Consider the following 12,347-nt stretch of genomic DNA (forward strand, 5'->3'; position numbering starts at 1 on the left):
ACCCGCGGCAAAGCTTTCGGTGTTTCTTGCGTGCCAGGCGAGGCACTCCCGGACGACACTTCGAGCGCATTCCGACGAAGTGGTCACCGGTTCGTCGAAAGAAGGTCCGTCAAACCAAAGACCTACAGGCGCCGGCCTGATGGCATCCGGTCGGATACGGCTCTCGGCCAGTCGGCGATGCCGCCAGCATTAACCGGCCCTTAAGCGCTTCGCGGCCTCGTCTAGAGGGCAGGACGACCAATCCCGGTTTCCTGCGGCCGGCAAGCTGTGCCGGCGGAGCCCCCGCATGCTGGATTCCGTCCGGATCTCGCTCAAGGTGCTGAACGCGGCCCAGCTCGCCCTGATCGCGGCGGCGGCGCTCGGGCTCGCCTGGATCGGGACCGCTATGCTCGGGGCCGGCCCCGCCGCGGACGGCGCGCAGCGTGCCGCGATGACGGGCGCGCGCGCCTTCGCGGACGCGGTCGATGCGGAGCTGCACGGCAGCGTCGCGGATGCACGCACGGTCGCGCTGCTGCTGCGCCCCGGTGATCCGACGCTGGGTGAGGCCGAGCGCTCGGCCCTGCTGCGGGACTGGCTCGCGCTCAACCCGCGCTACGGGGATGCGGCGCTGATCGGTGCGGATGGCAGCGTGCGCGCCGCCGCCGATCCGCGCCGGCCGGGCAGCAGCGTCGCCCGGCAGCCCTGGTTCGCGCGGGCCCGCAACGCCGAGGTCGTCATCGCGACCCAGGGGGATGAGACGGCGCCCTTCGACGTCGTCCTCTCCCTCGGGATGCCGGGACGCTCCGACCGGATCCAGCTTCGCGCCGGCCCTGCCTTTCTCGAGATCGGCCCCCGCTTGCGCCGAGCGCTCGACCTGCCCGAAACCGTCGCCTTCACCGTGAGCGGCGCCGACGGGCGGCTGCTCGCGGGCACCGCCTCCGCGCCCTGGGGCGAGCACCGCTCGGCCTCCGCGCCGGTCCAGGGCGGGCGTGAACTCAGCTCTCCCGGCTGGGTGGTGACCGCCTATGCGCCGCCGAGCGTAGCGGCGGGTCTGCGGCCCGACGGGCGCCTCCTGGCGCTGGCGCTCGCCGTGGTGGGTGCTGCCGCCGGGCTCGGCTACGCCATGGGGGGCCGCGCCGCGCAGCCGCTGCAGCGCCTCGCCCAGGGCGAGGCCGGCCCGGACGAGGCGGCAGCCTCCCCGGTGCGCGAGATCGCGGCGCTGAGCGAGGCGGTGGCCGGCCGCTCCCAGAGCCGCGAGGCGGCGCTGGCGCTGGCGGGTACCGGCCTCGACCGGATCAAGGGCCGGCTTCAGACCTTCGAGGCGATGTCCGGCTGGACCTGCTGGGAGATCGACCCGGAGACGCGCCAGGTCGTCTGGTCGGATTCCGACCGGACCGGCACGGCGACGGCCTCGGACCACGCCACCGACCTGTCCGATCTCGCCGAATGGTTCGAGCCGGAGGACCACGCCCTCCTCGACCTCACCCTCGACGCGGCGCGCCGGGCAGACGGGCCGCACGACGTGGTGCTGCGCGCCCGCGCCGACGGCGCCGAGCCCGTTCCCGAAGCGGAGCGGCGGGTGCTGGTCCGCTTCCTGCGCGCGGCGGGCGACGGCAGCCGCATCCACGCCCTGAGCCGGGCGATCGAGGGCGGCGTCTCGGAGACGCCCTCGGGCCTGAACGAGCAGCGGCGCAACGCGATCCTGCGCCGCGTGACCGACGGCATCGTCCACGACTTCAACGACGTGCTTACGATCGTGCACGCCAACCTCGCGACCGTGCGCCGGCGCCACGGCCTGAACCCCGAGCCGGCACGCCTCGTCGATGCGGCGCTCGCGGGCGCCACGCGTGGGGCGGCGCTGACCCGGCGGATGCTCGGGCTCGTGCGCGGCGAGAGCGAGGCTTTGGCCGAGTGCGACGTCGGCACGAGCGTCGAGGCCGCCCTCGCCTTCATGGGGGCCAACGTGCTGCGCGACGTGCCAGTGATCAACCGCGTTCCCGGCGACCTGCCGAAGGTGCTGTGCGCCGAGCGGATCCTCGAACTCGTCCTGCTCAACCTCGCCTTCCACTTCCGCGATCACGGGCTGCACGGCTTCGCGGTGGGGGCCGCCGAGGAGGTGACCGAGACCGGGACGGGCTTCGGCCTGCCGCCGGGCGCTTACGTGCGCCTCCTCGTCGCGAGCGGACAGCACGAGCCCGGCCGGATGGCGCGGACACCCTGCCCGGGCTCGCTGGAGACGGTGGCCCGGCTCCTCGAAGAGATCGGCGCCGGCTGGCGCCCCGTCTCCGACGGGACCGGCGAAGACGCCTTCGTCGCCGAGATCTGGCTGCGGGCCGCCGAGCGGCCGCCGGAGCAGCCGGCCCTCTGGTACTCTACCCTGCGCATCCTCCTGGTGGAGAGCGACAGCCTCGTCCGGGCGAGCCTCGCTGAGGCGCTGGCCGATCTCGGCCACGACGTGGTTCAGGCCGCCTCGGGCGAGCACGCCCTCGCGCTGCTCGACGAGAGGGCGGATTACGACGCCATGATCGCCGACCAGTCGATGCCGGTGATGACCGGCCTCCAGCTCGCCGCGACGGTGGTCGAGCGTCATCCCGACATCCGGATCATCCTGGCGAGCCCCCACGGGCATCTGCCGGCCGCGGCGCGGCAGTTCCTGCAGCTGGACAAGCCGTTCCGCCCCGACGACCTCGCGGCGGTGCTGAGCGCGGCGGCCCCGCAGGCCCGAGCGGCCTGAATCCGCCTGGCATCATGAACGCCTGACAAGATCTCGGCCGAGATGAATCAGGCTTTCCTGGATTCGGGGAGGCTCTTGTTAACCCTGGACCCTGATAAATCGGTGCGTAGCGTGTGCGTATCCGAGGATCGAATGGCTGTGGTTTCTCGCAACCATCAACGGGCTCCCGGGAATCTCTGTATTCTTGTCTGCGGGTGTGCGGCCGTGTTCGCCGCCCCGGCCCGAGCCGCCGACCTGCCGGCACCGGCCCCCGCGGCGGCCAGCGTCGATTGGTACACCGGCGCGCAGGCGCAGGCGGTGGACGACAGCTGGGCGGTGGCCGTCGATGGCTCGACCAGCATCACCTCCAATTCCTCGGCCTTCGGCTCCGTCACCGTGACGACGGCACTCGGCAGCCCGCCGACGGTGAGCGGCGCGCGCGTGCGCGTCGAGGCCGTGGCCGGCACCTACTCCTATCCCGGACAAGGCGTCGGCGCCCGCGTCACCGGCTACCAGCAGGAGGGCTCGCTGCTCACCGGCTACGAGTGGATCTGGCGGGAGGCGGCACTCGCCGGCTATGTCGGCTTCAACGTCCGCAGCAACCAGCTCTCGATCCCCGACCCCGGCAACCCGGTCGTCGGAACGGGAGTGGGCCTGAAGGTCGCCGGCAACTTCTACGCAACGCCGACCGACCGGACCATGGTCTCGGCCTACGGCTCCTACTCGACCAAGTTCAACGCCTACTATTCCCGTTTCCGCGTCGGCTACATGGTCGCCGACGGCGTCTATATCGGCCCGGAGGCGCTGTTCCTCGGCGACGACTTCTTCCGCCAGTACCGCGTCGGCGCCCATCTCTCGGGTTTGAGCTTCGGCCCCGTCCAGATGTCGCTCGCGGCGGGCTACGTGCGGGACCGCGTCCAGGGCACGGGCTACTATTCCAGCATCGAGGCGCGCGCGAACTTTTAGAGCGCATTCCGACGGCGAGCAGGCCGCCGCTCGCGGCGGCGGCCGAAGTCAAGCGCTTGGATCAATGCGGACAATCCGCCGCCTTGTCTCCGCGTCTCACGGCAAAGTACTGCTGTTCCAAGCGAAGAATGGCCCTCATATCAGGAAGACATTCCTCGCCATCGCATGTCATTTCCGCGAAATTCCTGCCGAATCTTCGGACATTTTCTACGGATGACGCTACGCTCTGCATCGCAAAATCAACCTTGTTCGCAGAGCGGGACGGCGGCGTCGTGAACGCATCCGGAAATCGTCGTATTTTAATGATGGATCCGTCCACGAGGCAGGGGTGGCGAGTGTGATACGTGCGCTGCGGTGGCTGGCCTGGATGGGGACGACGGTTGCCGGCCTCATCCTGCTGAGCCAACCGGTCGGGACGCAGAACCAGCTCGCCATGAGTCTCGCCGCCATGGCGGCGATGATCGTGCTGTGGCTGTTCCTCGACGGGCCGCGCACCCGCTTCGTGTTCCTGGCGCTCGGGAGCCTCGTGGTGCTCCGCTACATTCTGTGGCGGGTCACCGATACGCTGCCCTCCCCCGGCGATCCGGTCAGCTTCGGCTTCGGCCTGCTGCTGCTCGTGGGCGAATTGTACTGCGTCTTCATCCTGTTCGTGAGCCTGATCATCAACGCCGACCCGCTCAAGCGGGCCCCGCCGCCTGTCGCGCGCGCGGCCGAGCTGCCCACGGTCGACGTGTTCGTGCCGAGCTACAACGAGGACGCCGCCATCCTGGCGATGACGTTGGCGGCCGCGCGCCAGATGAACTACCCGCCCGACAAACTCACGGTCTGGCTTCTCGACGACGGCGGGTCGGACCAGAAATGCGCCGACCCCAACCCGGAGAAGGCCAAGGCCGCCCGCGACCGGCGGCGGGAGCTGACGACGTTGGCTGAGGAACTTGGCTGCCGCTACCTCACCCGCGCCCGCAACGAGCACGCCAAGGCGGGCAACCTCAACAACGGGCTGGCCTTCGCCAGCGGCGAGATCGTCGTCGTGCTCGATGCCGACCACGTTCCGTTCCGCTCGTTCTTGAGCGAGACGGTCGGCTACTTCGCCGAAGACCCGAAGCTGTTCCTCGTCCAGACCCCGCACGCCTTCCTCAACCCCGATCCGATCGAGCGGAACCTGAAGACCTTCGAGCGGATGCCGTCGGAGAACGAGATGTTCTACGCGGTGACGCAGCGCGGGCTCGACAAGTGGAACGGCTCGTTCTTCTGCGGCTCCGCCGCCCTGCTGCGTCGCACCGCCCTCGACGAGGCCGGGGGCTTCTCCGGCATCACCATCACCGAGGATTGCGAGACCGCGTTCGAGCTGCATTCCCGCGGCTGGACCAGCGCCTATGTCGACAAGCCCCTGATCGCCGGCCTCCAACCCGAGACGCTCTCGGCCTTCATCGGCCAGCGCTCGCGCTGGTGCCAGGGCATGTTCCAGATCCTGCTGCTGAAGAACCCCGCTTTGCAGAAGGGGCTCAAGCCGATCCAGAAGATCGCCTACCTCTCGAGCATGACGTTCTGGTTCTTCCCCGTGCCGCGGCTGATCTTCATGTTCGCGCCGCTGCTGCACATCTTCTTCGACCTGAAGATTTTCGTTGCCAGCGTCGATGAATCGATTGCCTATACGGCAACCTACATCGTCATCAACCTGATGATGCAGAACTACGTCTACGGCAAGTTCCGCTGGCCCTTCGTCTCGGAACTCTACGAATACGTCCAGGGCCTCTATCTGTCGAAGGCCATCGTCTCGGTGATCTGGTCGCCGCGAAAGCCGACCTTCAACGTCACCGACAAGGGCATCAGCCTCGACCACGACCATCTCTCGTCGGCCTCGCTCCCGTTCTTCGCCGTCTACGGGCTGCTGGCGGCGGGCTGCGCGGTGGCGACGTGGCGCTACCTGTTCGAGCCGGGCGTGACCAACCTGATGCTGGTGGTCGGGCTGTGGAACTTCTTCAACCTGCTGACCGCGGGCGCGGCGCTCGGGGTCTGTGCCGAGCGCCGGCAGCTGGAGCGGACGCCCTCGCTCGCCATCAACCGGCGCGGCCAGATCACGCTGGGCGGCCGGGCCATCGACGTGTCGATCGAGCGCGTCTCGGCCGAAGCCTGCACGGTTCGCCTGCCCGCCGCCCTGCTGCCGACGGGGGGCGGACACCGCAAGCTGACCGGCGCGCTCACCGTCGTCCCGGTGGCGGGCGCGCGCCCGGCCGGCGCCCTGCCGGTGACCCTGGAGCGGATCGACCGCACCAAGGACGAGGCCTTCGCCCGCCTGAGCTTCGGCCGCCTGCGCCCGCAGGATTACGTGGCGCTCGCCGGCCTGATGTACGGCGACGCGGAGGCGATGCGCCGCTTCCAGATGCGCCGCCGCCGCCACAAGGACATCCTGACCGGCACGCTGCAATTCATCTGGTGGGGTCTGTCCGAGCCGTTCCGCGCCGTGCGCTACGCCTTCGCCGCCGATGCGCGGCCGGCGGTGGCGCCGCTGATCGACGGCACCTCGCCGATCTACGATGCGCCGGAACAGGCGCCGACCGGGGCGAACCTGCCCGAGCCGCTGCTTGCGCCAGCGGTGCCGGCTCACGCGTTCCAGCCCTCCCCGCAGGCGCCGAGGGCGCCTGTGCCGGCCGAGGCGCGGAGCCCAATCCCGGCGGCTCAGTCCCCGGCCAACATCTCTGCCAACCCTCCGGCCAACCCCTCAACCACCCCCCCTGCCCGCGCCTCGAACGATTGGGTGCGCATGATGCTCGATTACGAGAACGAGCGCGCGCTCGCCGGTCGGACCGGCCGCGGCACCGGCACGGCATGAGCGCGATGGCGGTGCGGCCTCTTTCACGAGCCGGCCTCGGACCCGCGCGCCGGGCTGCCCGGGCGCCAGCCCTGGCCGTCGCGCTCGTCTGCGCGCTCATGGGTGGGGTGCCGGCTCACGCGCAGAGCTTCCTCGGGACCGGTCCGGCCGAGCGCCTGACGGTGCCGCCGACCGGAGACGCCCTGCGAAAGCAGAGCCCGGCGCCGGCTCAAGCCCCTGGGCGCGCGCCCACGTCATCCGCCCCCCCGGCGCCGACAGCGCAAGGCCGCCCCTCGGCCCCCGACAGCGCCGACGGCGGACGCCGTCCGCAGATCCAGGCGACCATCGCCCCGGCCCGCCGCCTGCCCGCTGGCACCCGCGGCTTCCGCCTTTCGGGCGAGGAGGACGTGCTGCAATACCCGGTCTACCTCACCGAGGGGCAGGCGCGGGGCGCGGCACGGCTGCGCGTCTCCTACCTCTCGGCGATCTCGGTGGCGCCGGAAGGCTCGGAACTCACGGGCCTCGTCAACGGCACCAAGGTCGGCTGGACCCGGATTCAGGCCCCCGGCGCCGTCAAGGTTGTGGAATTCGCGATTCCCGACGGCGTCCTCAAAGCCGGCTACAACGCCGTGACCCTGACGGCGAGCCAGCGCCACCGGGTCGATTGCGCGATCGAGGCGACCTACGAGCTCTGGACCCAGATCGACCCCTCGCGCTCCGGGCTGGTGATCGCGCCGGCCGCCGACCTCGACTTGAAATCGCTGGCCGCCCTCGAACCCGACGAGAGCGGCGCCCTCCCCATGGGCGTGCTGCTCAACGAGAAGCCGACCCTGCCGCGCCTGGAGCGGATGATCGGCGCCGTGCAGGCGCTTGCCGTCGTGAGCCGGCTCGCCCGGCCCGCGGTCAGCTTCGGGCCGCCGCTCGCCGGCCGCAGCGGCGTCAACCTGCTGGTGGGAACCGCTGCCGAGATCCGCGGCACGGACGGCGTCGAGGATCTCGGGCCGATCACCGGGCCGCGGCTCGCCCTCTTGCCACCACGGGGCAGCCGCGCGCCGACGCTTGTCGTGACCGGCCTTGGCCCCGACGACGTGCGGGCGGCGACCGCCCAACTCGCCGCGGCCGGCGATGCCGGCGGCAGCGGGCCGGGCACGGCGCTCGCACCCCTGATCCGGGGCTACGAAGTGCAGGGCGGCGAGCGGCTTGAATTGCAGCGCCTCGGCGTCACCAGCCGGGAGTTCAATGGGCGCCTGCTGCGCACCCGGATCGAGCTGCGCTTTCCGCCCGATTTCGTGCCCGCCGACTACGGCAAGGCCATGCTGCACCTGGCCGGCGGCTACGCGGCCGGGCTCGATTCGAGCGCCCAGATCGTCGTCGACATCAACGGCCGCAACGCCGCGAGCGTGCCGCTGCCCTACGCCCGCGGCGAGGTGTTCGACGATCAGGCAATCCCTCTCCCCTTGAGCCTGTGGCGGCCGGGCTTGAACAGCGTCGAGATCAGCGCGCAGTTGCCCAACGCGGCGGACAAGGTCTGTGACACCCTCTCGCCCGCGGCGCGGCAGCCGCGCTTCCTCTTCCTCGACCGCACCCGCCTCGAAATCCCGTCCCTGGCCCGGGCCGTGCGCAGCCCCGATCTCGCGGCGGTCAAAGCGGGGGCCGTCCCCTTCACCGCGCCGGGCCCGCGCCCGCGCCTCGTGCTGCCGGTCGCGGACCGCGAGACGGCGGATGCCGCCGCGACGCTGGCCGCCCGCCTCGCCATCGCCGCCAAGCGCGTCATCGATTTCGAACTCGTGCCCGATGCCGGCGGCACCGAGAGCAGCGCCAAGCTGGTGGTGGCGCCCGCCCGCGCCCTCAATCCGGTGACGATCCAGGAGGTCGGGCTCGATCCCGAAGAGATCCGCCGCATCTGGGGCGGGCGCGCCGAGACGGTGGCGACACCGGGTCAGTTCGGCCCCGAGGGCGTGCTGACCCTCGACCGGCTGCGCCGCAACCTGCCCATGCGCTGCGCCCTGCCGCCCGCCGCGGTGCCGGTCAGCGTGGCCGCGGCACCCCCGGCGGCGTCCACGGCCGCCCCCGCTGCAACGCCGCCCGCACCGCGAAGCCCGCCGCGGCCGGCGGCCCCGGAGACCGACGAGGAACTCGTGGCCCGCTGGGACCAGACGATGTCGGGCGCGGCCTTCGTGCCCAGCGTCCTGCGGGAGGGCTGGACCCGGCTCGCGAACGGGGCGCTGCGGCTGCGCAGCGGCGTGACCGGCCTGATCGAGGCGCCGGCGGCAGACGTGCCGGTCAATCCCCGCGCCTCGCTGATCATCGCCGAGGACAGCGGCGGCACCCGCCTCGGCGAGACCACCGTGCTCGTTACCGCGCCGAACCCGTCAATGCTCAAGGCCTCGGTGTCCTGCCTCGTCGATCCCGTGGTCTGGACCCGCCTCGTCGGGCGCGCCGCTTTCCTCGATGCCTCGGACGGCACCCTCACCACCGTCCAGCCCGATCGCGTCGCGCTGATCGAGACCCGCTCGTGGTCGCTCGCGAACTTCCGGCTCGTCTCGGCGGCCTGGCTCTCCCTCAATCCCGGCTACTATGTCGGCATGACCCTGTTCATGGCTCTGTGCCTCGGCCTCGCCACCACGGGCCTCGTGCGCCAACTCGGTCGAAGGAATTCCTGATGCGGCCCCCCCGCACCCCGCGCCGCACGTGCCGCCCTTGCCGCCCTTGCCGCCGCCCCGGCTTAACCGCCCCGCGTATCATCGGATGGGCGGTTGCCTCGGCGCTCGCCCTCGCGGCGGCCGGATCCGCCGCGGCACAGACGACCCCGCAGCCGGCATCCCCACAGCCGGCCTCCCCGGAGACGTCGTCCCAAGTGCCTCAGCCCGCGCCCCAGCCCGCGCCCCAGCAGACGGAGGCCACCACGGTGCCCCCCGCCACGGCCCTGCCGGGCCCGCCGCGCGCCGAGACGTCGGCGCGGACCGATTCCGGACCGCTGCTCGCCAACACCCTGGGCGACGACGCGGCGTGGCGTGCCTACCGGTCGCGGTTCATCACCGAGCAGGGCCGGATCGTCGATACCGCCAACGGCCTGATCAGCCACAGCGAGGGCCAGGGCTACGGCATGCTGCTCGCGGTCGCGGCCGGCGACCGACCCACCTTCGAGCGGATCTGGGGCTGGACCCGCGCCAACCTCATGGTGCGCTCCGACGAATTGCTGGCATGGCGCTGGGCGCCCGACCACCGCCCGGCGGTCTCCGACATGAATAACGCCACCGACGGCGACATCCTGGTCGCCTGGGCGCTCACCGAGGCAGCAGAGGCCTGGGGCGAGCCGTCCTACCGCACCGCCGCGCGCCGCATCGCGGTCGAGTTCGGCCGCAAGACCATCCTGTTCAAGGACCCGCACGGACCCGTCCTGCTGCCGGCCGTCTCCGGCTTCTCGGCCCGCGAGCGCGCCGACGGCCCGCTCATCAACCTGTCCTACTGGGTCTTCCCCGCCTTCCAGCGGCTGCCGATCGTCGCCCCGGAATACGATTGGGCCTCACTGATCCGCAGCGGCGTCGATTTCCTGCGCCAGTCCCGCTTCGGGCCGAGCAGCCTGCCGACCGAGTGGATCTCGGCCAAGGACAGCTTACGCCCCGCCGACGGCTTCCCGCCGCTATTCTCCTACAACGCGGTCCGGGTGCCGCTCTATCTCGCCTGGGCCGGCGTCGGGCGGCCGGAGGATTACGCGCCGTTCAAGACGCTCTGGGGCGGGATCGAGCGCGAGCGCCTGCCGATCGTCGACACCCGCGACGGGCAGCCGGTCGAGTGGCTGAGCGAGCCGGGCTATATGGCGATCTCCGCGATCACCGCCTGCGCCGCGGACGGAACACCCTTTCCGGAAGCCTTAAGGACGGTGCAGGACAATCAGAACTACTATCCCGCCACCCTCCAACTCCTCTCGCTGATCGCCGCCCGGATGCGGTATCCGTCATGCGTGAAATCCTGACGCCCCCGCCGCGGCCTGCGCCGAAAGGCCCGGCGGCCCGGCGGAAGAGACCGCGCCAGGGCCTGACATCCCGGCCGTTCGCGATGGCCGCGCCATCGGGCGCGCTCCTCGGCGCGCTCCTGCTCGCCAGTGCGGCGCCTGCCATGGCCCAGGTCAGCGCGGCACCGGAGTCGTCCACACGCCTCATCTACGGCGACGGCGCCCGTGCGCCCGCGATCGTGGTCGATCCCGAGACCGGGGTCACGCCCGGCATGGTCGATGAGAGCGCGCTACGCTACTACGCCTCGCAGAAGCAGACCGCTCGGATGAAGGCCGAGATCGCGCGGCTGAAGCGGCTCTATCCCGGCTGGACCGAGCCGGGTGATCTCGACACCCTGCAACCGAGCCCGCCCGAAGAAGCGCCGCTGTGGGATCTGTTCACCGCCGGACGCTTCCAGGATCTGCGTGCAGCCATCGCCGCGCGCCGCTCGCTCGAACCGAATTGGCAGCCCTCGGACGAACTCGCGCGCAAGCTCCGCCGGGCGGAGTTCCGCGCCAGCATCAAGGCCACCGCGGAGAAGAGCGGACCGGGCCGGAATGCCGACGAGGTGGTCGCCCTCTACCGCGCCGATTCCAGCGCCCTCGACACGACGGACCTCGAAAGTCTCTGGATCATCGCCGACGCGCTCGCCACGACGGGGGCGGGCGAGGACGCCTTCGATCTCTACAAGTCGGTCCTCGATGGTCCTGCCGATGCGGGCGCGCGGCTCGCCACGATCCAGAAGGCGATGAGCCATCTCAAGATGGATCAGGCCGAGCGGCTCATCGCCATGGGGCGCTCCAACCCGGAGGGCGCTTCGGAATTCGACGCGATCCGCCTCGACATCACCCGCGCCCGCATCGCCGCCTTCCTGCACGACGAGCCGGCCCAGACGCCGACCCTGGCCGACCTCACCGCCTTCCAGACCTATGCCCGCAAGAGCGGAGACCCGAGCCAGACCGGCCTGCTCGGCTGGTACGCCTACAAGCGGCGCCAGTTCCGCGAGGCGCTGGAATGGTTCAAGCTCGCCATCGGCCGCGGCGGCGACGCCATGGTCGCCCACGGCCTCGCCCACACCCTGCGCGAACTGAACATGCTGCGCGAGGCGGAAGAGGTCGCCTATGCCTGGCGCGACCGCTTCGTCGGCAACGAGCTGCTGTTCATCGACGTGCTCGAACGCAAGCTGACGCTGGCCAACCCGCCCTTCATCGAGCCCGCGCGGATCGAGCGCTACGCCAAGGTCGTGATCGCCTCCGCCTCCGGCGAAGGTGCGCAGGGTCTGGCGTGGTACGCCTACAATTCCTGCCAGTTCGACACGGCGCTCGAATGGTTTCAGCGCGCCGTCGCCTGGATGCCGAGCGAGACCACGGTGTTCGGCTACGCCCTGACGCTGCAACGGCTGAAGCGCCAGCGCCCCTATCTCGAAACGGTGAACCGCTACGACGGGCTGTTCCCGAAGGTCGTCGACATGCTGTTCCGCGAGGATACCGGCGGGCCGCCGCTGCCCTGTGCCGCCCCGCAGCCGCCGCGGTCGCCCGCGCGGGCGGAAACGCGACCCGAGCCGAAACCCGACGCTCCCTCCTACGGCCGCGTACCCCGGCCGGACGCGGCCACGATCGGCGCCCAGACCGGAACGGTGCCGGCGGCGGTCCAGCGCAACGAGTTTCCGCTGAGCGTGCCCCTCGACAATCCCCTGCGCTACCCGCCGGCCTCACTGCAGCGAGCGCTCACCGAGCCGGTCGCGCCCGGCAGCTACGCCCGCGAGCCCGTGACCGCGCGGCCGCCCCTGGTGGCGCGGCGCGTCAACGGCGCCGGCGCCATGCCCTACGAGCGCTACGGCTTTGCCCTGTTGCCGGGCTATAACGGCCTCGACAAGCCGGAG

The 12,347-nt window shown here is 71.2% G+C and carries 6 protein-coding genes (1 of these 6 only partly in view); all 6 read left to right on the top strand.

The window, feature by feature from the left end:
* Positions 1–286: 286 nt before the first annotated feature.
* A complete protein-coding gene (locus MSPGM_RS06620; protein ID WP_012752358.1) occupies positions 287–2,713 on the top strand; it encodes a response regulator in 2,427 nt (808 codons plus the stop codon).
* A gap of 132 nt (positions 2,714–2,845) precedes the next feature.
* The gene (gene bcsS, locus MSPGM_RS06625; RefSeq protein ID WP_003606498.1) at positions 2,846–3,658 is read left to right on the top strand and encodes a cellulose biosynthesis protein BcsS; all 813 of its coding nucleotides are present in this window, start codon (positions 2,846–2,848) and stop codon (positions 3,656–3,658) included.
* A 328-nt stretch (positions 3,659–3,986) separates the two neighbouring features.
* Positions 3,987–6,491, top strand: coding sequence for a UDP-forming cellulose synthase catalytic subunit (bcsA, locus tag MSPGM_RS06630; protein ID WP_003606499.1), 2,505 nt, complete (start codon positions 3,987–3,989; stop codon positions 6,489–6,491).
* Positions 6,488–9,133: a cellulose biosynthesis cyclic di-GMP-binding regulatory protein BcsB gene (locus MSPGM_RS06635; protein WP_012752360.1), complete on the top strand. Its 2,646-nt coding sequence runs from the start codon at positions 6,488–6,490 to the stop codon at positions 9,131–9,133. Before bcsA ends, MSPGM_RS06635 begins: the two co-directional genes overlap by 4 nt.
* Complete coding sequence (locus MSPGM_RS06640; RefSeq protein WP_043765929.1) at positions 9,133–10,446, top strand: glycosyl hydrolase family 8; 1,314 nt, start codon at positions 9,133–9,135, stop codon at positions 10,444–10,446. Before MSPGM_RS06635 ends, MSPGM_RS06640 begins: the two co-directional genes overlap by 1 nt.
* Positions 10,431–12,347: the 5' portion of a hypothetical protein gene (locus MSPGM_RS06645; protein ID WP_003606867.1), read on the top strand. Its footprint extends 147 nt past the window's final position; 1,917 of the gene's 2,064 nt are visible here — the first part of the coding sequence; its start codon is at positions 10,431–10,433; its stop codon lies beyond the right edge, outside the window. Before MSPGM_RS06640 ends, MSPGM_RS06645 begins: the two co-directional genes overlap by 16 nt.

It is taken from the genome of Methylorubrum sp. GM97, assembly GCF_024347855.1.
Classification (GTDB): domain Bacteria; phylum Pseudomonadota; class Alphaproteobacteria; order Rhizobiales; family Beijerinckiaceae; genus Methylobacterium; species Methylobacterium extorquens.